The following is a 22028-nucleotide window of genomic DNA, read 5'->3' as shown; positions in this document are numbered from 1 at the left end:
CAAGCCACAGCGCGAACCGGCCTACTGTTTGCGTCCGGCCACCAGCGGATCGTGGATCACAAGTTTCCGCAAGAACGCGGCTATCCTGCCCAGGTCGCCCCGCCGCAGGGCGGATAGGCCTTTGGCCGCCAGCCGGGCTGTCTCCCCCATCGCGTAAAACGCGCCATAGAGAAAGCCGGACCTTATTCCACCAAAAAGGCTCCGGGCGCCATCGCTCATTAAAAGTTTCACCAGCGATTTGGGGAACCGCTGGAAGGTGAGCAGGTAGATGATGAAATTCATGTACGTCCGTTTGGGCGGGACATAGAAGGGTTTCCGGTAAATCTCCTTCATCTCGTCTTCGATTATCCCGTCCTCCAGCGCCTTGTTATAAAGCTCGGTCTGGGGGAAGAACACCAGGCTGGATATGCACAGCCCGTATGGTTTCGGAATGTCGTAAAGAAGCCGGGCGGTTGCCAATGTGTCTTCCTCCGTTTCCCACGGGTTGTCTATGATCACGTGGTAATCGGGTGGCATGAGCTTCCCGTTTTCCACATACCCTTTTAGAAGCCTGGTGGCTTCAAGGATTTTTTCGTTGGACTCGTTCCGGTGGTACATTTTCTTTATCCGGTCGCTCCCGGTCTGCACCCCCATCTCCACATATACAAGCCCCGCATTCACCAACGCTGAAAGCTTTGCCTCCGACAGGGTGTTGGGGCTGGCCTGGCAATAGAACGGCAAACCCACTTTTTCCTTATACAGTTCCGCGAAACTCTCAATCTGTTTTAAAGGCCGGGCGAAGAAGGTGTCGTCGAAAAACTGTATAGCCTCCACAAAGGGGTATCGAGTCTTGATGGCCACCAGTTCCGCCATTGCGTTTTCCACGCTCCGGGAGCGGAAATACGCGGCGTTATCATCCTTATACATCTGTTTTATGTTGGTGACGTTGCAGTACGAGCACATGTGGGGGCATCCCCGGTCTGTCATGGTGCGGAACGCCCTTATGAGCGACCCGTCGAAATATGGAAGCAGGGGCAGGTGATGCTTGAACAGTTCGTCGGTCAACGGCTCCATCTGTCCGCTTAACCTGTCCAGCACATAATGTTCGTGGTTGCTAAAATCGAAATAGGGCAAATCGTCCAGCGCTTTCACCAGTGGATGAAGAGGGGTTTTCACCACCGCCCCGTTCTTCTTCGTCCAAATGCCCTCCACCCCGGCCAATTCTTCCCCGGCCTCGATCCGGCGCATGAGTTTTAGAAGGGGCTCCTCCCCTTCCCCCACGCACACCATGTCCGCCACGCGCAGGGCTTCCTCGGGTTTGCTGGAAGGGTGGATGCCGCCCCAAATCAACGGAACACCGGGCAAAGCCGATTTTAGATACTCGGTTATCTGCAAGGCCCGGTCGTAATAACTGGTCATGAACGAAACGCCCACAAGCGCCGATCCCTCGCAAAGCCGGGCAATGGACGACAGGGTCTCCTTGTTGTAGCTGTAAACGTAGTCCCCGCCCTCTTTTAACAGGCCGATGCTTCCCGGCAGGAAGATAACGCGGGTTTCATAACCGTTGGAGCGCAGGTAAGCAGACAGGCTTCGCGCCCCAAAGGCGCTGATGTCCGGCGGAGCCGGAGCTATTAATGTGGCTCGCATTTTACTTATACCCCTTCCGCCAGCGCCCCCGCGCCCTGCGACGGGCGGTCTTGAGCGTTTTGGCGGGACTCGATAAATGGAAGTTCGCCCTGGGTCTCCATGAATTTCCGCAGGGCCAGGAAATTGCCGTACAACCCGGGAAACCGGCGGACATAATCCTCCAGCCTTTTCACGAACGCCTGGGTGTTTATTTTCAACGCCTCCTCATGCTCCATACCAGAAACGAGGGTCATTGGGTCTTCAAATATCATTTTACTGGCTCCGCTCTCCGTGCGCGTCATGAACGTTGGCAGAACCACGCAACCGGAACGCAATGCCAGGTCCATAGCCCCCGTGGAGAAATAGGCCGTTTTCCCGAAAAACTCCACCGCCACCCGGTTCTTGCCCCCGCCTCCGTCTATGGCTATGCCCAATATTTCGTTGCCACGAAGGCATTGGAACGCCTTTTTCAGCGACCCGAAAATGTTTATATGCGTCACCGGCAACGAAAGCTCACACTCCCACCGCAGGCGCATGGCCTCTTTCTCCATGTTGGAGAACTTTCTGCCGGGAAGCACGTTTTCCCACACCGTTGATGGCGCGCTAAGCTGGCACATCCGGTAACCCTTGTGCCCCACGGCTGGCATCACCATCTGGTTGGCCCCGAAATGGGCGAACAACAGCATCACCCCTTTGCCATGGGCCAGCGCCGCGCCCAGCCGGGCGAAGTCGTCACACACAACGTAACTGTCAATGTTCCCCGGACGAAGGTCCGGGAACAACAGCGTCTCAAGCTCGTTATACATAAGCGACCGGAACGCCTCCGCCACCGCTTCCGGTCCGAACCGGCCATCCAGTTCGTTAAAAACCGCTTCTATGGCCCTTCTTTTCCCCTTGGCCATCGCGCAAAGCGCATGGGCGCCAATCCGGGCCACAGGGTATATGGAACCTGGCGGCAAGGCCCGCAAGATTTTCCTGAACGGTTTCCAGTACAGCCAGAGGGCTATGTCTTTTTTGGACATGGGAGCCTGTCAGCTCTGCTCTGCCCTGGAGCCACCCACCATGCGCAAAAAGCGCTCCCTGATCCAGAGCGACAGTCTGAACATGAGATATACCGGATCCCGTTTGGCCAGGGCTATCACTTTTGGCCTTATCTTGCGCACATAGGCCATGAACGAATTATTATGCTGGTACACATGCTCGGCGATCTGGTTGCACTTGGCCAGGAACTCGTCTGGTTTCATCTGCACGGCGAAATGCGTGTCCGGCCACAAGGGGAAATCGTTCCAGTCGGCGTCTTTTGCCACCACACCCATAGTTACCGACTGGTCGTAAAGCTCACTGCCGGGCATGGGATCCCACACGTTCAGCGCGATATGGGTGACTTTCAGCTTCCTGATGAGCGAGAAGGTCTCATCCAGATCCTCAATAGTCTCTTCCAAAAACCCTGCCATCAGGAACGCGCCTGTGGCCATGTCGTGTTTGTTGATTATGTCCACGGCGCTGAAAACCTGCTCCCGGGTGATGTCTTTCTTGATTATCTTCGACATCCGGTCGCTACCGGTCTCTATCCCCAGGTCCAGATACACGCATCCGGCCTTCTTCATGTAACCGATCAGCTCGTCGTCCACCCTGTCCACCCGGGTGTCGGTGGTCCACACCACGTTGAGGCCAGAGTCTATGATGGCCTGGCACATTTCGATGCCGTAGTTTTTCTTCAGGCTGAAGGTGTCGTCCATGAAAAAGATATGGTTTGCGCGGTATGTCCCCACCAGATCTTTCAGCTCGGCGATGACATTTTCCGGCGACCGGCGGCGGAACTTCTTCTCCCACAGGTTCCTGCACCCGCAAAATGTGCAACGGAACGGGCACCCGCGGGAGGTTATTATGTTGCCCATGTTGCGCGGGTCGTACCGCTCCGGGTAAAGCCTCAAATGCCGCGCGGGGTACGGGATGGAGTCCAGATCGTCCATGATGGGCCGGGGCCCGGTGAAAATCACGCCACCGTTGGATTTTAAGTACAGCCCCAGGATTTTTGTGAGATCCCCGCCCGTGTCCAGGGCTTTCATAAGCTCCACGGCGGTCTGCTCCCCTTCGCCGGCCACCACCACGTCCACCTCGGGGTTCTTCAAGCTCCCCTCGGGCATGAAGGTGGGATGGAACCCGCCCCATACAACTTTTATGGAGGGATTCATCTGTTTGGCTATTTTGCTTATCTTCAGCGCTGAAGGATACTCCACCGAAAGGATGGAAAGCCCCACCACGTCCGGTTTGAACGTCCGCAGGGTTTCCCGCACTTCGTTCCACACCGGATGCTCGTCGTTATTCAGCGCCGCTTTATATCTGGCGTGGGCCGCCGAGCGCTGGGAGAACACGTCCCGTTCGTCGTGGAACACCATTTCACTGCGGCCAGCGGGCACGTCCGCGTTGTATATGCCCACCTCGAAACCGTTCTTCTCCAGCATGGCGCCCACATAGCCTATGCCCAGCGGGAAATATGGAACCTGGCCCGCCCCGCGAATCCTCGTGTATGGCGGCCTTATCAGCAATACCCTCACGTTAACCTCCCTGCGTCACCTCTTGCGGCCATCAATCCAAATACCCCAGCTCTTTTAGCTTTTCTTCTATCTGCCGCGCTTCGTCGCTGGAGAAATCCCTCACCACTCCCGCGTTAGCCAGGGAATATGCCGCATCAGTCCCGATTTCCGGGCCTGTAAGCCCCTCGTATAACGGCCTGCCGTCGAACTCCCCGCTAACCGGAGAGCCCATCAAATGTATAACCGTTGGGGTCACGTCGTTCACGTGCGCCCGCTCAAGCTTTACCCCCTGGCGCGCCGATGGCCCTTTCATCATGAAAACGCCATAATCCGCGTGCCTGCCGGACCAGCGATGGGTGAAGAACATCCCCTCGATGTCCAGCTTGTAATAGGCGGCCTCGGACGGCGAAATGGTGTGATAACCCTCGGCGCAGGTGACTATCAAATCGGGTATCCCCTGGGTGGATGGCATGGGTTTATAAACATCCTCCCGCCGGTGGACGGCTTCCACCACCAGCTTCCCCGTGGCCGGGTCCTGAAGTTTCATCAGCCCGTCTATTATCTCCTCCCGAAGGTTCTCATATTCGTCGCCGGGGTTGACCAATCCGTTGGGATACGCGTCTTTCGAATTGATGAATATCCCCCCGGCGGCTCCCTCGGTGAAGGCTTTTGTGCAGGCCCAGTCCACCCCGTTGAAGAACCGGTTTATCTGTTTGTCCTTGTCCGGCCCCACGCCCAAAGCTTTCCGTTTGAACACGTCTATCAACGAACTGGCGAATGAAGGTTTCGTCTGCTCGCTGTTTCCTGAATAGGCCGTGTAACCGTTATCAATTAACCAGTTGCCAAGCGAGAAGGCCCGGCGCAACGGGCCGAACCCGTGGTCGGACACTATCACCACCGAATCTTTCGGCGTAAGCCGGGCCATTATCTTGCCCAGCGACCGGTCCAGCCTGGCGTAAACGTCGCTTATAACAGAGCCGTATTTAGCCCGGCCCGCATCGTCCACATCCGGCCGCAACGGGTCTATGAATTTCCAGAACTGGTGCTGGATCCTGTCGGTCTCCACGAAAACCATGAATACAAAATCAGGGTCGCTCTTCTCCAGCAAATGCTCCAGAACGCGGTCTTTCTGGTCTATGGACTCGTAGGTGGTGCTTATCACCTTGTCCAGGTTTTCAGATTGCACCGCCTCGAACCGGTATTTGCCGAACCGGTGGCGAAGCTCCCCCATCAATTCCACGGGCCATGTGAAATCCGTGGCCGTTTCGGGGGTGAACATGCCGGTTATCATGAATCCGTCCACATGTTCAGGGGGATAAGTGAGCGGCACGTTCATTACGCCTGTGGTGTATCCCATTTCGTTCAGGATGGCCCATACTGGGCGGCATTTGCGGTATGTGGAGTTGGCGAAACTCATCCGGTAATCGGGATGATGGATGAACGCGTCGGCTATGCCGTGCCTGCCGGGATTTACGCCGGTCATTATGGATGTCCACGCCACGGGGCTGAAGGCCGGAACCGTGGAGCGCAACGGCGCGTGCACCCCTTCTTTCATGATAGCGGCCAGGTTTGGAAGCAGACCCCTGGCCACCATGGGGTTTATTATGTCGAACGTGGCCCCGTCCAGCCCTACAACGTAAACGCGGCCACGGCCTTCTTTGTTTTCAACGCTCATCAGGTTGTCCCTCTTCACATATACCCCAGGCTTTTCAGCCTTTCTATTATCTGGGCCTCTTCGTCTTCCTTGTACGCCCCTGCCCCGTCATCGGCATAGGCTTTGGCCTCGGCCTTCTTTAAATCCCCTTGGCCAAGCGCGCCGGGGAACACTTGCCGGGCCCTGGACACGCCATCTATATTATCCGGCGGATTCAGCCCGAAATACTCCAGAATCGTCGGCAGAAAATCGGCTATCGGAAATTCCGGAAGCGTAAGCCCCTGGGGAGCCGACCGCCCATAAGCCATCATCACGCCGGTCTCCGCCTGGTCGTGGGAGCCGGTGATGGATTCACCGCCATGATGGGGTTCGAAAACTGCGCCGCCCAGCCCCACGTCCACCCGGTACTGTTCGCTGACCGTGAACAAAATGTCCGGCGCGCTGTTGACGGGGCCGGAGCCCCGCTCCAATTCCCCGTCCCTTAAAACTTTGAACACCCGGCGACCTTCGGTGTCCGTAAGGCTCCGCATCAATTCCATAATCTCGTTTTTTATGGCGGCGCGGCGCGATGAATTCTCCGGCAGGTTAATCCTGACCCCCCAAGGCTCCACGGCGCAAACGCTTGTATTTTGTGGATCGAACCCTATGCGCACAGCCGCTTGCCCCAGAGGCTGGGTGAACGACGGGGCGTTCTCTATGGCGTTAATCCCGCTGGGCCGGGGCCGCGCCAAATACGACTTCACGTTGCGTTTGGTCAATTGTGGCAGAGGATCCCAAAAAGTTTTTTTCACGTTTCTTTTCAGGCTTCTTAAAACAGTTTTTATGGGGTTTATCCTGGCCTCGGTCAAAAATCCGGCCTGCTCCAACCATTTATTGACGTGGAACACCGCTTTGGGCGCCGGGTGGAAACCATGGTCGGACATAACCATGAAATCGGCGCCGGGATTTTTGTCCATCACCTCGCCTATGGCTTTGTCCACCAACTCGTACAGTTTTAAGAGCAGGTCCGGCCTGTGCCAAAGGAAATGCTGGGCAAAATCGGTGTTCTCTATATAGAGAAGGGAGAATGGGAAGTTTTCCTCCGCCGACAGCGTGTTGAACACCTCAAACTGCCGGGCCGTGAGGGCTAAAAGCTCATCGGTCAGTTTCTCCGCATCGCCCACAACCCCTTTGGTCATGGTGAGAAACATTTGCGGATGGGTATCTTTTTCCGGGTGATAGCCCCGGACCTTTTCCAGATACCCTTTCGGGAGGACATAATCGTCCCCCTGGGCGCGCAACAGGCCGCCGGAAACCATTATCCCGTCTATCTCCCTGGGCGGGTAGGTAAGCCGCAACCCCACCACCAGCGAGCGGATGCCCGCCGTCCCCAGGTAATCCCAGATACAGGGGTTTTGGATGTCTTTAAAACTGATCAACCCGCCACCCCGGCCAATAAATCCTGTTATTCCAGTGGTGGCGGGTTTTAACCCGGTCATGAAACTGGCCAGCGCGGGGGCGGTGATGGAGGGGATGGTGGAAAGCATTCCGGCGTGTACGCCGTTATCCTTTATTTTCCCCAGGTTCGGCAGACGTTTTTCGGCTATCCACGGGTTTATCAGGCTCCATTCACAACCGTCCAGCCCGATTAAAACAAGACGCCGGGGCGCGCTACTTACCAAGACTTCACCACTTTATATCAAGTTTCAAGTTTAGCATAACTTCATCAGCTACGGCATTGCGTCCGCTGGTGTTACGAATAATAAATGTTGAAGGAACGAGGTTACAAGAGTAGAATCGGCCCGCCTGATTTTTCCTTATTAGCTTAAAACATCTGGTCATATGTCCTTTATCAGCCCAAGGGATAAGGGTAAAATAGTTGTTGGTTGGTGTGGCCGCCGGGTAGACGGCCAAAATGTTATGGCATTTGGCGCAAAGGGGGTTTTTTATGCGTACTGCCATTGAAGAACGGATTGATCTGGTCGAGGGGGGTAGTTCTGAAGTTATGGGCCGTTACAAACGGGTGTTCGACCTGTTATTGGCCCCCCTTTTCTTTTTGCTTTCCCTGCCGCTTTTCATTTTAGTGGCGTTAATCATTAAACTTACCGATGACGGCCCTGTCTTCTTCTATCAAAAACGGTGCGGCCTGCACGGTAAACGCTTCAAAATGATAAAGTTCCGCACCATGAGCAGGTCTTCTGGCGCTTTTAAGAAAAATCTTAAGAGCGACACCGACGGCCCCATGTTCAAGAAGAAGGACGACCCGCGCATTACGGCCATCGGCAAGGCTCTGCGCCGGTTAAGCCTGGACGAACTGCCGCAACTCATCAATGTCATGCGCGGGGAGATGAGCCTAATAGGTCCCCGGCCCCTGGCCAAAAAGGAGATGATGGGGAACGACCTGTGGCGGCGCACCCGCCTTATGGTTAAACCGGGTCTAACCGGATTGTGGCAGGTGAACGGGCGTGGTTCCGGCCGGTTTGAGGATTGGGTGACCTATGACATGGAATATGTCAATAACTGGTCCCCTCTCATGGATGTCCAAATACTTCTCGCGACCTTCTCGGTGGTGTTAAGGAGAAAAGGCGCTCATTGATGTTGCCCTTGATGACCACGGGCCAGGCGTTGCGGGCCCAAAGCGCCAAACGCCCCGGCAAGATTCTGGCCTACCATCATGGTGATTCATACACCTATTCAGACATCGTCCGCCTGGCGGACGGGTTCTCGCAATTCCTGCTGGCCTCGGGCGTAAAACCGGGCGACAGGGTTTGCCTGCTCCTGCCCAGAACGCCGGAGCTTTTAATAGCTTTCATTGGCGCCTCGCAAATCGGCGTCTGGCCCGCCCCGGTGAATTATCTTGTAAGCCCGGCGGAGGTAAACGCCTTCATAGGCAAAGTTGGCCCGGCGGTGATTGTGGCCACAGACAAGCTTTACCCCATTTTGGGCGCCGATATGGTCTCCCGAAAAGGTTTAAAAGTGGTGGTGACGGGCGCTGAGGTTCCCGGGGCCATTCCCTGGGCCAGCGCGGTGGCGGGCGGGGGCGCCCCATTTGATACGGTGACTGATCCGCAAAGCGTGGCGTATCTAAACTACACCACCGGCTCCACCGGCTCCCCCAAGGGGGCTTTGGCCACCCATGCCAACATATACTGGAACACCCTGGCTTCGGTGGAGGCTTTCGGCATCGGCGAGAACGACGTTCATCTTTGCATGTTCGCTTCTTTCGCCCATCCTCACGAGCTGTTCGCCCGCCCCATCTGGACTGGCGGCTCCATGGTCCTATTGGAAGAAATAAGCCCCAAAGCCGTCACCCGGGCCGTGTCTGGCCATTCGGTCTCTTGCGTCATGGGCCTTGCCCCCATGTACAGGATGATGACGGAACACCGCGCCAGTTTGAAAATTCCATCCCTGAGGATCGCCGAGAGCGGCGGCATGTACACCATGCCCGACATCAACCGGGATTTTATAGACAGCTTCGGCGTACCCATTTATTCGGTGTGGGGAAGCACCGAAACCACCGGCATCGCCGTGGCCAATACGCCCGGCGCCCACAGGGTGGACGGTTCCATGGGTAAACCCTGCCCCCATTACGAGGTGGCGGTTTTGGACCATGACGGGGCGCCAATCGTGGATGGCGAAGTGGGCGAAATGGCCGTGAGAAGCGGCGCGGTTATCTCCGGTTACTACGAAAACGGCGGCGCGTCCATATCGGAAGGTGGCTGGTACCGCACGGGGGACCTGGTGCGGCGGGACCATGAAGGGTTCCTCTATTTCGTAGAGCGCAAGAGCGGCATGTTGAAGATCGCCGGGTTGAAAGCCTATCCCCTTCAAATAGAGCTAACTTTGATGGAACACCCATCCGTGGCCCTGGCGGCGGTTATCGGGGTGGAAGACAAACTGAGGGGCGTGGCCCCGGTGGCCTTTATAACCATACGGCCTGGCCGGTCGGTGACGGAAGACGAAATTAAAGCCTTTGTGCGGAACCGGATGGCGGCCTACATGGCGCCCCGGAAAGTGGAAATAGTAGATGACCTGCCCAGGATAGGCAGTGGTAAAGTAAACAAGATGAAACTCAAGGAGTCTTACCTTAAAACCATCGGGGTGGCGCAATGAAAGCCTTCGTGGCCTCCGCCCAATGGGCCCCCCGAAAAGACTACCAGCTCTCGCCGTTAGAAAAACAAAGCTCCCTGGCCAATGTGGGCAACCGCGTGTGGCGGAACCCTTCGTTCGAAATGAAAGACATGCCGGTTCCTGACACGGGCCGGGATGAATTGCTGATAAAGGTGAAACGGTGCGGCGTTTGCGGGAGCGACACCCATCTGTATGAAACCGACGATGAGGGATACATCATATTCTCCGGCCCCACCCGCCTGCCCTGTGTAATCGGCCATGAATACGCAGGGGTGGTGGAGAACGTGGGGGAGGATGTGGTTTTCTTCAAACCGGGCGACCTGGTGGCGGTGGAAAGCGTTCTCTGGTGCGGCCGGTGTCTTGCCTGCCGGAGCGGCGCGGTGAACCAGTGCGAGCGGGTGGAACTGGCCGGGTTGACGGCGGACGGCGCCCTGGCCGAATACGCCAAGGCTAAGGAATGGCACTGCTGGAGCCTCAACAGCCTCCGCCAGCGGTATAGCGATGAAAACGCCATGGAATTGGGCGCGCTGATAGAGCCTGTGGGGTGCGCCTATAACGGCCTGTTCGTGGCCGGTGGCGGATTTATGCCCGGCTCGGTGGTGGCGGTGTTCGGCCTGGGGCCAATTGGGCTGGCCGCTGTGGCGCTGGCCCGGATAGCGGGAGCCTCACAAGTGTTAGGGTTCGATGTAATTCCAGAACGGTTAGAGGTTGCGCGCAAACTTGGGGCTGATAAGGTTTTCAACTTTAACGATGGGGATCCCGTAACCCAAATTAAAAGCCTTACCGGCGGGCGGGGGGCCGAGGTTTGCGTGGAAGCCGCCGGAGCTGGGCAGTACACCGTGCCGGTCATGGAAAAGGCATTGGCCAACAATGGCAAGCTCATCTATTTGGGCCGGGCGGCAAGGACCGTGTCTGTGGACCTCAACCGGATGGTCACCAGCGCAGGATCCATCATTGGCGCCAGGGGCCACGCGGGGTATGGCATATTCGATAAGATTATAAGGCTGATGGCTACGGGCAGATTGGATGTGGAGGGCATGATTACCTCAAGATACCCTTTCACCTCCACCGTCGAAGCGCTGAAAGCATCCACCGTCCGCAAGGATGGGAAAATCATGGTGTCGTTCTGAACCGCGCCACCCATTCCCGGCGGCCGTTATTCTTTGTGTTTTGGCCGGTTTCATAATATATATACCCAGCCGCAGGGTTTTAAGCGGTCAACTCATCACTAACAAAACCCAAGTAAAGGAAAACGGTAGTGTTCAATATCAAATCGTATCTGCCAGCGATGGCTCTTGCCCTTCTTGCGCTGACTGGATGTAGCGGCGGCTCTTCATCCCCTTCCTCCTCATCGTCCGATACGGCATCCACCGATACATCCACAGCTTCATCCTGCGCCCCGGAACATGAGGGCAACGTGGTGTGGACTTTGTCCAATTGCGGCCCCCTCGCCAATGGCGAGACGGTTAAGATACTCCAGGACACGCTGGACGATTATGGCCGGATGCTTGGCATCACCACAATGAACAAGGGGCGAGTCACTTACACCATGACAAACCTGGACTGGAGCATGTATCCCTGGCCCACCGACGACATCGTGTTCATGGCCTTTATGGGCTACGGTGTAAACGGTAGCGAGGTGAACTGGCACATCCTTGGCAACCGATACTCGGGAGACGGCCAGATCGAAACCAGAATCGTTAGCCAGCGGTTCGATGGCGTGTGCATCCCTTACAGCATCCAATATTGTGAAAAACGCACCTATGCCATGGACAATCCCAAGTTCGACTCCTCCAAAAGCTATAAGTGGGACTGTTCGTGGGACACCTCCGCCGACAGCATGTTGGGGGAATACAGTGGAACCACCGGCACTGGCGATGGCTTGGTGTCTTGTAGCATCACCGATGTCACAGATACGGCGAACCCGGTTTACATCACCACGCTAACCGTTCCTACCAGCGGGCCTCTGCCCACCCTGCGGTTCTTTATCGCTGGTGGCAACTCCAGCGGGGAGTTTAGGAAGACCAACATGCCCGTGACCATGACCAATTTCAGGTTCTCGGTTATGGAGTAGGTCTCCAACACCTGTTATTACCGTAACTTATCAAACCGGCAGGCCTGAAAACCTGCCGGTTTTTTATGCCGTTTGAAACTATAATCCCCGGCGCGCATCTAAGCTTGGACATCTTGTGTTCCAAAATCATTCTCATATAACAAGGGGTTCTTCGCGTGGAAGACAATATAGTCCCTCAGTTGCAGTCCCAATTGATGTGGGCCGGGCTTGCAATCGGCTTTCTTTTGGGGGCGCTGGTGCAACGCTCCAACTTCTGCATGGCGAACTGTTTCACAAGCATCAGGATTTACGGCTCGTTCCTGCAATTCAAGGCTTACATGGTAGCGCTTTTAGTGGCCATGGCCGGGGCGCAGTTTTTAAAGGACATGAAAATCCTGGATCCCTCGGCTTCCATTTATCTTCCCACCCAGCTTCCGGTTTTAGGCTTCATCGCCGGAGGGTTCATATTCGGTATCGGTATAGTGTTCGCCGGGGGATGCGCCTCGCGGATACTGGTGCGGGTGGGCGAGGGCAATCTGGGGGCGCTGGTGAGCGTTTTCGCGTTCAACCTTACCGCCGGTTCGGCGCTGGGGGGGCATCTGGCCTATACGAACCAGTACGTTTTCAGGAATTTCCAGCTGGAACTCCCATCATCCTCAATACCGGACTTAATCGGCGTGAACGCCTGGATAATCATCGGAGCGTTCGCCGTATTCCTGGCCGGGTGGTTTTACAAATCGCGGAGTGAAGATGATTTTATCGGCGCCAAATGGCCGTTGACCGGCCTGGCGGTGGGCCTGCTGGTGCTGGCCGGGTGGTACATCACCGGCGACGCCCACTCAAAGGTCATGGCCGACGAGTTTCTGGCCATGGACAGTTCCATCACCGGCAAGTTCCGCCCCACAAGCCTAACCTTCGCCAAACCCAACGCGGACTTTTTCACATACATAGCCACCGCCTCCGGCTCTGCCCTGGATTTTGGCGTGGCCTCGGTCATCGGCGTCCTTCTGGGTTCGCTTACCGCCGCGCTGGCCACAAAAAGTTTCAACTGGGTGGTTCCCCCTCATAAGGGCGCCTTTTTGGGCCATCTTATCGGCGGGTTGTTGATGGGTTACGGCGCCATCATCTCCATGGGATGCAACATTGGTCAGGGGTTGACCGGATGCTCCATCCTCGGGCTGGGCGGCGTCATAACGGTTGTGTTTATAATCTTGGGTTCATGGACGGCGCTCTGGATAAGGGAGCGGATGATGAGTTAGCCACCGCGCCCCGGAAACATATTTTTTGGCGTATTCACCATTTCAAACCCTCTGATATAATATGCTTCGGGTGAATCGCCCCGGAATGGGGCTGGGGGATTTTTCCAGGACCGTTTATTTAACCTGCGAGGGCACAGGGTGGGTATGGCGGAAACACAGGCCTCCAGCACGGAAACACGGCTGGCTTTTCTGGAGCGGTTGAAAAACATAACGCACCAGATACATTCCGCCGAGAATATCGACGAAATCCTCATCCACCTCAAAGACTCCATAGCTTCCGTATTCGACGCCGACCGGATAACCATTTACGCCGTGGACAAAATCCGGCGGGAGATATACTCCAAATACAAAGTTGGCGACGTACCCCAGGAAATCCGGGTGCCCATCAACAAACAGTCCGTTGCCGGGTATGTGGCCGCCACCGGCACCACCATTTCCATAAACGACGCGTATAGCGACCTGGAGCTTCTGGCCATTTTCCCGGATTTGAAGTTCGACCGCTCCTGGGACCAGAAAACCGGATACCGCACCAAGCAGATATTGGCCCATCCTGTGATGTACGAAAAATATCTCATGGGGGTCATCCAGCTTATAAACAAGAAATCCGGCGGGCCCTTCTCCGCCCAGGACCGCTCCGGCATCCAGGAAATCGCCGACGTGCTGGGCCTGGCGTTCTACAACCACCAGAAACGGGCCGTAAAGTACAAAACCAAGTTCGACTATCTGGTGCATCAAAACATAATCTCCCGGGCGGAGCTGGAGAAGGCGGCGGACGAGGCCAGGATGAGAAAGTGGGACATTACCGAAGTCCTTCTTAAGGTGATGAAGATCTCCAAACAGGATATCGGCAAATCCCTTTCCGCTTTCTACAACGTCCGCTTTGTGGAATACGAAGACAGCTACAACCCGCCTCTGGAACTGCTCGACCGGCTGAAAATGAAAAACCCGTTCAAGTTCATGGAGCGCAACGGGTGGGTCACCTACCGCCAGCTTGAAGGGGGCCAGTTGCTCATTATTTGTGACGACCCTGGCGACCCGGCCAAGGTGGCGGATATCCAGTTGCTGGTAAAAGACGGCAAGTACGAGCTGGCCGTTGGTCTGCGAGACGACATTTTGCGGATTATCGGCAAGCTCTCCGGCAGGGCTGTCACCGTGACCAGCGGCGATATAGACTCGGTGCTGGCGGACATCGAAGCGCAAAACGAGGGTGGCGAGGGCGAAATAGACGACTCTGGCATGTCCGTGGGCGAGTCCGACTCCGGCGTGGTGAAACTGGTGAACCAGATCATTCTCGACGCGTATAACCGGGGCGTCTCCGACATCCATGTGGAGACATATCCCGGCAAGCAGAACACCATCATCCGCGTGAGGATAGACGGCGACCTGGTGGAGTACAAACAGATACCCGCCAACTGGAAAAAGGCCATCATCGCCCGCATAAAGATCATGTCCAACCTGAACATAGCGGAGAAACGCCTGCCCCAGGACGGCAAGATACAGCTAAAACTTTCCGCCAATAAAATCATCGAGCTTCGCGTGGCCACCGTTCCCACTTACGGCGGGAACGAAGACGCGGTCATGCGCATACTGGCCGCCTCGGAGCCTTTGCCGCTGGACAAGCTGAACCTCTCCCCGCGCAACCACCAGTTCTTCCTGGACGCCGTGTCCAAACCATACGGCATATTCCTGGTGGTGGGCCCCACGGGTTCCGGTAAGACCACCACGCTCCACTCGGTGCTGGGGCACCTGAACACCGTGGACACGAAGATATGGACAGCCGAAGACCCGGTGGAAATAACCCAGTCCGGCATGCGCCAGGTTCAGATGCAGGCGGATATAGACCTTACATTCGCCACGGCGTTGCGGGCATTCCTCCGCGCCGATCCGGACATCATAATGATCGGCGAAATGCGCGACCATGAAACGGCCAACATGGGTATAGAGGCGTCGCTCACGGGCCACCTGGTGTTCTCCACGTTGCACACAAACTCCGCCCCGGAAACAATCACCCGGCTTATAGACCTGGGGATAGACCCGTTCAACTTCGCCGACGCCCTGCTTGGCGTTCTGGCCCAGCGGCTGGTGCGCACACTTTGCCCCTTCTGCAAGGAGAAATACACTCCCACCAGTGAGGAGCTGGAGCTTCTGTCCGTGGAATACGGAAAAGAGTATTGGGGTGAGTTGAACGTGAAACCCGACACGCTGAACATGTGCAAACCCAAAGGGTGCGAGAAGTGCAACAAGACCGGCTACAAAGGACGGACAGGTTTGCACGAAGTTCTGGTTATGGATATGGAAACCAAACGCCTTATCCAGAGCAAGGCGCTGGTGGACGACATCCGCGCCTCCGCCCTGCGGCATGGGATGCGCACGCTAAAGATGGATGGCATCTGGAAAGTGCTGAAAGGGGACACGGACATGGAGAAAGTGCGCCAGGTCTGCTCGGTGTAGGATTCAACGTCTATTAAATGTCATGCCGGGCTTGACCCGGCATCAGGGTCTCTATTCCTTTATGCCGTGGAAGCGATGAACCCGGATAGGCTTTTTCACGCCTTCCGGAATGACAATGTCCAACATGTCCGCGGATAATGCATACCCCCTAAAACTCCGCCTTCACGCCGAACGAAAACAGCATGGGCAACTGTTTAATCTCCTTGCGTGTCACGTAATCGGCCTCATACTGGTAACCGGAAATGTTATTCCGGCCATAGGCGTTTATCAGTTCAAAGAACGTTCCCAGTTTCCACGAGTCAAACTGGAACTCCCTGTCCACCCGCAAATCCAGCCGGTGATAGTCCGGCAACCGTTCCGAGCCTATCCCGCCGTAAACCGGCATCAACCGGCCATCGTCCCCGATGTAAGTCCCCGCCACCGGGGTGAATGGGGCCCCGCTCTGATACCGCCAGCGGGCGCCAAATGTCCAGTGTTCCCGGAACCGGTATGAGGCTGTGGCGTTAACGATTACCGGCTGGTCATAAGCCGGGGCGAACACCTCGCCGGTGCTTTCGTTTTTCCTCTCCGTGTGGGCGTATGCCACGGACACCCATCCGTGAATGTCTTCCGAAACCTCCTTTTTCACCAACAGCTCCGCGCCATAGGCCTGCCCGCTACCGAGGCTGAGATAATTGAAAACGTCGTCTGGGACGGAGAGGTCGTCGAATTTCTTGTAATACCCCTCCACTTTCACCATAAGGCCTGGGGCCACTTTCTGTTCCACGCCGGCCACGTAATGCTCCGCCTTGAATGCGGAAAGGCTGGGGTTGCCGAACTCGGCCACCACCTCCGGCCCGGGGGGTGATTGATGATATTTACCCCACGCGGCTGTAATGGCCGTGTCCTCGGTCAGCCGGTATTCCAGCCCCAGCTTGGGCTCCAGGAAATTCTCGTTGGCGTAATCGTCCCCGGCAACGCGGGCGCCCAGCGAAACCGTGAAGGGATTGGCTATACGCCACCGGTCGTTCAAATAAAACTCCCAAATGTTCACCCGGACCACTTCCTTATAAACGGCGCGCTCCGCGCTGGTGAAATCCACGTTCGGGTCGAACTCGGAAGGCATTTCCTTAACGATATCCAGGTTCACATCGGCGTCGTCGTGAGTGATTTTTCCGCCCACTGTCACCTCATGGTTCAATACCGGCGTGAACACCACCTCGTCCCGCAAATAGTAGGAGGTTATGTTGGCGATGGCGTGTCCCAGGTTTTGCGGTTTCTCCTCCAGTCCGGTGAAAAGCCTGCCCAGCGCGGCCCGGTTCTGGAACGAATCGCCCCTGTAACCCCAAACCACCCCCTGCCCGTGATATTGGAGCTGGTGGGAATATTCCCCCACCACCAGAGGGTCGCGCTGGCCAATGGCGGAATCCTCCTTTATATTAAAAATCAGCTCGTCGTGGGAGCCGCTTAGCTGAAGGCTCACGCTGTTGCGGTCATCGGGTTTCCACAGGTACTTGCCCTGATAGTCGTAATATTGCGGAAACTGCACATAATCCACCCCATCGTCCAGACTGCCGGTTTTAGGTAAAAACAAGTCTATGTAACTGCGCCGGGCTCCAAAGTAAAAAGACTGGTTTGCGGTGACGGGCCCTTCCACCAGGAAATCGGCCTCCAGCATGCTTATGCCCACCTGTCCGCCAAACTTGTCGCTCTTAGGTTCCCGAAGGGTCACGTCCACCACGGCCCCGATCACGTCGCCATACTGGGGGCCGAACGCGGCGGTGCGCAGGTTGAAATCTTCGATGACACCGGAGTTGAAGTTGCTGGACATGCCGCCCATATGGAACAGGTAACCCACCGGCAGGAAATCCACATAGTACAGGTTGTCCCCCGGCGAGGAGCCGCGCACCGCCGGATTGGCGGAGGTATCGGACACGGTGGTGAACCCGGGAAGGCTCTGGATGCCTCTTAACGGGTCGCCCCCGGTGCCGGGCAAAGCGGCCATCTCCCGGGCTTTTGTGACTGTAACTCCCGCTTCTCTCCTACGCTCGGCGGCCACCACCACCTCGCCCAGGGCGCTCAAGTGGTATATTTTCATTGTCACCTGGGCCATGGGTTTTTCAGCGGACAAGGTTACGCGCACAGGGTTTGCGCTTTGATACCCCTCTCCCGTGGAGGTCAGCTCATAGTTTCCCTCGCCGGGTAGATGGATTGTAAAACTCCCTGAGGAATCCGACACCGCCGATAAGCCCGGCATGCCGGAAACGCTGGTTGTCACGCCTGTCACAGGTTTGCCGGTAGCCTGTTCCACAGTTGTCCCTTTAACAAGGAAACCGGCGGCCGACGCGTTTGGGTCGTTGATGAAAAAGAGGGGGAAAACCAACAAGTAAAACAACCTGCGCAATGCCTTTACCTCCACATCTGGTAATAATTATCTAAGCTTGAACACAAACGGAATCTGCACCCGTACCGGCACCGGAGTTTCACGGATGTATCCCGGCAGGAACACGCTTTTTCGTAAAGCAGTCTCCACGGCGGTATCGAAATTCTTACCTCCACTTTTAATTATCCGGAAATTTACGATAATGCCCTTTTCGTCCAGGTCCACCTCCGCCAGCACTTTGCCCTCTTTGCCGGCCATACGTTCGGACTCGGGATATTTAGGGTCCACCCTTCTGGAAAAAGATGGGATCTTTGTAAGGGAATACACCGGCTGAAAATATGGCCTGTCGCTTACAACGCCGCCCGGCGCCCCTCCGGGCACGCCGCCCGGCACGCCCGCCACAGTTGATTCCTCCTCTACGGGAGCTACCTCCGCATTAAGCCCTATCACCTCCTTTTGCGCCACCGGGCTTACGGCCCGCTCCTCTTTTACCGGGATTATTTTTTCCTTTTTCGGCGCTGGCGCCGGTGGCGGAGGTGGAGGAGCGGAACCGCTCATGGTCATGGATTCCGGCCCGGGGACGCTGTCCAACCGCACCACCTGGATGGGGATGATTTTGGACCGATCCGTATCCGATATCCTGAAGGAGGTCAGCAGAGGCAAAAGCCATAGCAGGGCGCCGTTTATGAGAAAAGATAACAGGAAAGCTACCTGCCAGCGGCGGTCCTGGCTGTTCATTTTTCATAACCCGGCTTTGTAGCCACGGCTATGTTTTTAGCGCCAGCTTCCCTGGCGGTGTCCAGAAACCGGATCAAATAATCTGTAATTGCGTTCTTGTCCACTTCCACGATTATCATCGTTTGTGGATTTTCGGCCATGGCGCCACGGATTATGGCGTTGGCCCGGCCCATAGAAATGTTCTCTCCGGCATGGAAGTGTTGCCCGTCCCGGGTTATTGCGAATATAAGGTTACCCTTCTGTAAAGGCTTGGATGTGTCTGCCTCGGGTTTCTCCACCTCCACCCCGGTTTCTTCCGGGAAAACCGTGGCCACCATAAAAAAGATGAGAAGCAGAAACACCATGTCTATGAGCGGGGCCATCTGTATTTCCGGCCCCTTCTTGCGGGTTCGCTGGTAATACATGCCGGGCGCCCGCTATTCGCCTACCTCGGAATTCTCATTCCGGATGATGTGCGTCAGATGGGTGGCGAACTCGTCCAGCTTCCTTATTATGCTTTCGGCCCGTACACTAAGTATTTGATGCAGGTAAATTAAGGGTATGGAGGCCACCAGCCCAGCCTCTGTGGTGATAAGCGCCTGGGAGATGCCGTTGGCAAGCACCTTCGGGTCCCCCGTGCCGTGCAGGGCAATGGAGTTAAAGGAAATTATCATCCCTACCACCGTCCCCAAAAGGCCCAGCATCGGCAGGAGGGTGGCTATAACCGAGATGGCCCCAAGATGCCGCTCCACGGCGGCCGTTTCGTCCATGAACGCGTTGCGGGCCTTGTCTTTTAGATGCTCGTGGTCCATATCACGACCTTTATAAATGGCCGTGGCTATTTTGCCCGTAACCACCGATCCGGCGAACCTTTCATGATCCTTCGCCGAATAGGCAGAAAGCTCCAGCATACATGCCAGCTCACCGTTTAAGGCGTGTTCGTCTTTTCTGTACTTGAGCCACCGCTCCACGATGAGGGCCACCGCGTACACTGAAAAGAACAGGATGGGCCACATGACAATGCCACCCTGCTGAAACGTGAGGGTGATGGAACCGGCCTGCTCCGCGATTAACTCCAAAACGCGCCTCCTTTGTAAACTGTCTAGGGGTTCTTTATCCTGCCGTCAAACACCACACAGCCGTTTATCACCGTCATAACGCATGTGGCCGCCGGATCCATCGGGTGGCCCGTGTACACGGCCATGTCCGCGTCCTTGCCTTTCCGCAAAGAGCCCACGCGCCCTTCAATCCCCAAAGTAATGGCGGGGTTTATGGTGACGGTTTTCAGCGCCACGCTCCGGGCAACCCCATGGTCCCGCGCCAGCTTCACCGCTTCCTGCCTCAACTCTTCCAGGGGGATTACGGGATGGTCCGTGATAAGCGACACATGGACTCCCGCCTTGATGCACCTTGCGGCGTTGTCCCGCGCCAGGTCTTTAAGCTCCACCTTGCTCCGGGTGGAAGTTGTGGGGCCTATGTTAACGGGGATTTTCTTTTTAGCCAGGATATCGGCGATCTTGTAAGCCTCGGTGCCATGTTCAATGACTACCTTCAGTTTGAACTCCTCTGCGATGCGGATGGCGGTCATAATGTCATCGGCCTTATGGGCGTGGACTCTGGCCATGGTTTTACCCTCTATCACCGGCACAAGGGCTTCCATCTTCAAGTCCCGCGCGGTGTCCGCTTTCTTCTTTTTCAGCTTCTCTTTGTAATTCACAGCGTCCACCAGCGCCGACCGGATAAGGGCGGCTATGCCCATCCGCGTCATGGGGGATTTTTTGTTGGAGCCGTAAACCCGTTTCGGATTTTCGCCGGTGGCCATTTTTTGGCCGATACAAGTGTTTATCACCATCTCGTCGGCGGTCCTCCCGGTGGTTTTGGCGGCGCAAACCATTCCGCCGATGACGTTCGCCGAGCCGGGGGTTATCATCACCGTGGTGACGCCGGAATTCCTGGCCTCCATAATGGCCATGTCGTTGGCGTCTATGGAGTCTATGGCGCGGACATGGGGGGTAACCGGGTCGCTCATCTCGTTGCCATCCTCCCCCGGCTCCCCGGCCCCCTCTGCATACACCCCCAGGTGCGTGTGGGCGTCTATAAGGCCAGGGCATAAGGTAAGCCCCGATAGATCAATGGTATCGTACGCGTTCTTGTCGAACGCCCTGCCGGGGCCAACGTATTCTATGAGCCCTTTTTTGGTGAGTATTAATCCCTTTGTTATGGTTTCGTCCGGGGTGACAACATCCATCCCCGTAAGGGCCAGGTTTTTATGATTCATGGTGTTCCACTGCTGGTTTTCGATGAATTGTACTGTAATCGCGCTTAATGTTTTCAAAAAATTATACCGGTGGAATCTATCGGTTCCACACTTTTCCGATGGACGGCGGCGGGAAAGGACAAACGGCAGTATTTCGCAACTAACGGAGTTGTTGAGTTTCATAGATCTTGGTAGCGCCTCAGTTTGAAAGTACAGGGGAGATTCTTCACTTACGCCCAGAATGACAATTTAAAAGCCGTTGATAACATTGTCATCCTGGGCGAAGCGCAAGCGGAGTGAAGAATCTGTCTGTTATTTGAGATTCAAACTGGGAGACCACCTGGATCTTTTACACGATTGACACCCGCCGGAACCCGGATTACGATGGAAAGGGTAGTCTTTCTGGCCGCTCCGGCCTGGCATCTTCTTCGCCCAGTCATTCAAAGGTGGTTTTGTGACACATAACGTTAAGGACGAGCTTGAGAACGAATTCATAGGAATTCTCCTTTCCGCTATCCAGAAAGGAATGACCCCCGAAGAGTTTTTCGCCGTGGCGGAAGCCACCATGGAGCATCTGCGCGGCAGGACGCCCAATGAGATAGTGGACAAGATAATGAACAACACCGCGTCCGCTGAAGATGTGGAGAAAATGATCTCCAGCCTTTGCAAAAAGTAGCGCCAGGCCGGGCGCTCAAGCTTTTTTACTCTTCTTCGTCCAGTCCCAGCTCCTTACGCCATTTCTCCAGCTGGGCCGCTTTACGCTCCTCGATGGACATGGGGTTCACATCCTTGTAACGGTCATCCTTGGGCAGGCTCATTTTAAAATCAGCCCGCTGGGCCTGGCCGAACCTTTTTTTGCCCTCCGGTTTGCCGGATTTGCCGGGTTTGGCTTTCGAGAAACTCCTTTTCCCATGGCCGGGCTTTCCACCGCCAGGTCTTCCTCCACCAGGTTTCCCACCGCCAGGTTTTCCGCCGCCCCGTCCTCTGCCGGGATTGAATGATTTCATATTTGATTTATCCAGA

At 56.0% G+C, this 22028-nt stretch carries 18 protein-coding genes; 7 read left to right on the top strand and 11 right to left on the bottom strand.

The genetic code is table 11. The annotated features are described in order from the left end of the window. Window positions 1-21 precede the first annotated feature (21 nt). From HY751_09880 to HY751_09860, 5 genes are read right to left on the bottom strand one after another with little or no spacing between them, the layout of a single operon-like run. Window positions 22-1626, bottom strand: a complete 1605-nt coding sequence (locus HY751_09880; GenBank protein MBI4666703.1) for a B12-binding domain-containing radical SAM protein — start codon at window positions 1624-1626, stop codon at window positions 22-24. A 5-nt stretch (window positions 1627-1631) separates the two neighbouring features. After that, window positions 1632-2627 carry a lysophospholipid acyltransferase family protein gene (locus HY751_09875; protein MBI4666702.1) on the bottom strand — a complete coding sequence of 332 codons (996 nt, stop codon included), beginning with the start codon at window positions 2625-2627 and terminating at the stop codon, window positions 1632-1634. A gap of 9 nt (window positions 2628-2636) precedes the next feature. Continuing rightward, on the bottom strand, window positions 2637-4163 hold the full coding sequence (locus HY751_09870; protein MBI4666701.1) for a B12-binding domain-containing radical SAM protein: 1527 nt from the start codon (window positions 4161-4163) through the stop codon (window positions 2637-2639). 31 nt (window positions 4164-4194) lie between these two features. Beyond that, entirely contained in the window at window positions 4195-5817 is a 1623-nt protein-coding gene (locus HY751_09865; protein ID MBI4666700.1) for an alkaline phosphatase family protein, read from the bottom strand. A gap of 14 nt (window positions 5818-5831) precedes the next feature. Next, on the bottom strand, window positions 5832-7457 hold the full coding sequence (locus HY751_09860; protein MBI4666699.1) for an alkaline phosphatase family protein: 1626 nt from the start codon (window positions 7455-7457) through the stop codon (window positions 5832-5834). A gap of 266 nt (window positions 7458-7723) precedes the next feature. On the opposite strand from HY751_09860, the gene HY751_09855 reads away from it, so the two are divergent. From HY751_09855 to HY751_09830, 6 genes are all read left to right on the top strand, one after another. Further along, a complete protein-coding gene (locus HY751_09855; protein ID MBI4666698.1) occupies window positions 7724-8371 on the top strand; it encodes a sugar transferase in 648 nt (215 codons plus the stop codon). After that, window positions 8371-9888 (top strand): acyl--CoA ligase, encoded by a 1518-nt coding sequence (locus HY751_09850; protein ID MBI4666697.1) that lies wholly within the window; start codon window positions 8371-8373, stop codon window positions 9886-9888. The genes HY751_09855 and HY751_09850 overlap by 1 nt, the downstream gene beginning before the upstream one ends. After that, window positions 9885-11036 (top strand): alcohol dehydrogenase catalytic domain-containing protein, encoded by a 1152-nt coding sequence (locus HY751_09845; protein MBI4666696.1) that lies wholly within the window; start codon window positions 9885-9887, stop codon window positions 11034-11036. The genes HY751_09850 and HY751_09845 overlap by 4 nt, the downstream gene beginning before the upstream one ends. A 128-nt stretch (window positions 11037-11164) precedes the next feature. After that, on the top strand, window positions 11165-11980 hold the full coding sequence (locus HY751_09840) for a hypothetical protein (GenBank protein ID MBI4666695.1): 816 nt from the start codon (window positions 11165-11167) through the stop codon (window positions 11978-11980). A gap of 155 nt (window positions 11981-12135) precedes the next feature. Beyond that, complete coding sequence (locus HY751_09835; protein MBI4666694.1) at window positions 12136-13218, top strand: YeeE/YedE family protein; 1083 nt, start codon at window positions 12136-12138, stop codon at window positions 13216-13218. Between the two features lie 144 nt (window positions 13219-13362). Then, complete coding sequence (locus tag HY751_09830; GenBank protein MBI4666693.1) at window positions 13363-15669, top strand: GspE/PulE family protein; 2307 nt, start codon at window positions 13363-13365, stop codon at window positions 15667-15669. A gap of 148 nt (window positions 15670-15817) precedes the next feature. Here the strand turns inward: HY751_09830 and HY751_09825 are convergent, their stop codons facing one another. The 5 genes from HY751_09825 to HY751_09805 form a co-directional block, all read right to left on the bottom strand. Next, a complete protein-coding gene (locus HY751_09825) occupies window positions 15818-18052 on the bottom strand; it encodes a TonB-dependent receptor (GenBank protein ID MBI4666692.1) in 2235 nt (744 codons plus the stop codon). Window positions 18053-18079: 27 nt separating this feature from the next. Further along, on the bottom strand, window positions 18080-18769 hold the full coding sequence (locus HY751_09820) for an energy transducer TonB (protein MBI4666691.1): 690 nt from the start codon (window positions 18767-18769) through the stop codon (window positions 18080-18082). Then, the gene (locus HY751_09815; protein ID MBI4666690.1) at window positions 18766-19173 is read right to left on the bottom strand and encodes a biopolymer transporter ExbD; all 408 of its coding nucleotides are present in this window, start codon (window positions 19171-19173) and stop codon (window positions 18766-18768) included. The genes HY751_09820 and HY751_09815 overlap by 4 nt, the downstream gene beginning before the upstream one ends. Window positions 19174-19185: 12 nt before the next feature. Then, window positions 19186-19764: a MotA/TolQ/ExbB proton channel family protein gene (locus HY751_09810; protein MBI4666689.1), complete on the bottom strand. Its 579-nt coding sequence runs from the start codon at window positions 19762-19764 to the stop codon at window positions 19186-19188. Window positions 19765-19850: 86 nt separating this feature from the next. Next, window positions 19851-20996, bottom strand: a complete 1146-nt coding sequence (locus HY751_09805) for an amidohydrolase (GenBank protein MBI4666688.1) — start codon at window positions 20994-20996, stop codon at window positions 19851-19853. A gap of 463 nt (window positions 20997-21459) precedes the next feature. Between HY751_09805 and HY751_09800 the strand changes: the two genes are divergently transcribed. After that, the gene (locus HY751_09800; GenBank protein MBI4666687.1) at window positions 21460-21681 is read left to right on the top strand and encodes a hypothetical protein; all 222 of its coding nucleotides are present in this window, start codon (window positions 21460-21462) and stop codon (window positions 21679-21681) included. 25 nt (window positions 21682-21706) lie between these two features. Here the strand turns inward: HY751_09800 and HY751_09795 are convergent, their stop codons facing one another. Continuing rightward, window positions 21707-22012, bottom strand: coding sequence for a hypothetical protein (locus HY751_09795; GenBank protein ID MBI4666686.1), 306 nt, complete (start codon window positions 22010-22012; stop codon window positions 21707-21709). Window positions 22013-22028: the final 16 nt, after the last annotated feature.

The sequence above is a fragment of the Nitrospinota bacterium genome, from assembly GCA_016208975.1.
GTDB lineage: Bacteria > Nitrospinota_A > UBA7883 > UBA7883 > JACRLM01 > JACQXA01.
This window is presented reverse-complemented; position numbering and strand designations above follow the sequence as displayed.

Excerpts from the sequence above, each read along its gene's own strand:
- HY751_09815 (MBI4666690.1), bottom strand. The coding sequence starts at position 19,173 with ATGTATTACCAGCGAACCCGCAAGAAGGGGCCGGAAATACAGATGGCC.
- HY751_09820 (MBI4666691.1), bottom strand. The coding sequence starts at position 18,769 with ATGAACAGCCAGGACCGCCGCTGGCAGGTAGCTTTCCTGTTATCTTTT.
- HY751_09850 (MBI4666697.1), top strand. The coding sequence starts at position 8,371 with ATGTTGCCCTTGATGACCACGGGCCAGGCGTTGCGGGCCCAAAGCGCC.
- HY751_09880 (MBI4666703.1), bottom strand. The coding sequence starts at position 1,626 with ATGCGAGCCACATTAATAGCTCCGGCTCCGCCGGACATCAGCGCCTTT.
- HY751_09810 (MBI4666689.1), bottom strand. The coding sequence starts at position 19,764 with ATGTGGCCCATCCTGTTCTTTTCAGTGTACGCGGTGGCCCTCATCGTG.
- HY751_09855 (MBI4666698.1), top strand. The coding sequence starts at position 7,724 with ATGCGTACTGCCATTGAAGAACGGATTGATCTGGTCGAGGGGGGTAGT.
- HY751_09875 (MBI4666702.1), bottom strand. The coding sequence starts at position 2,627 with ATGTCCAAAAAAGACATAGCCCTCTGGCTGTACTGGAAACCGTTCAGG.
- HY751_09795 (MBI4666686.1), bottom strand. The coding sequence starts at position 22,012 with ATGAAATCATTCAATCCCGGCAGAGGACGGGGCGGCGGAAAACCTGGC.
- HY751_09805 (MBI4666688.1), bottom strand. The coding sequence starts at position 20,996 with ATGGATGTTGTCACCCCGGACGAAACCATAACAAAGGGATTAATACTC.
- HY751_09845 (MBI4666696.1), top strand. The coding sequence starts at position 9,885 with ATGAAAGCCTTCGTGGCCTCCGCCCAATGGGCCCCCCGAAAAGACTAC.
- HY751_09865 (MBI4666700.1), bottom strand. The coding sequence starts at position 5,817 with ATGAGCGTTGAAAACAAAGAAGGCCGTGGCCGCGTTTACGTTGTAGGG.
- HY751_09830 (MBI4666693.1), top strand. The coding sequence starts at position 13,363 with ATGGCGGAAACACAGGCCTCCAGCACGGAAACACGGCTGGCTTTTCTG.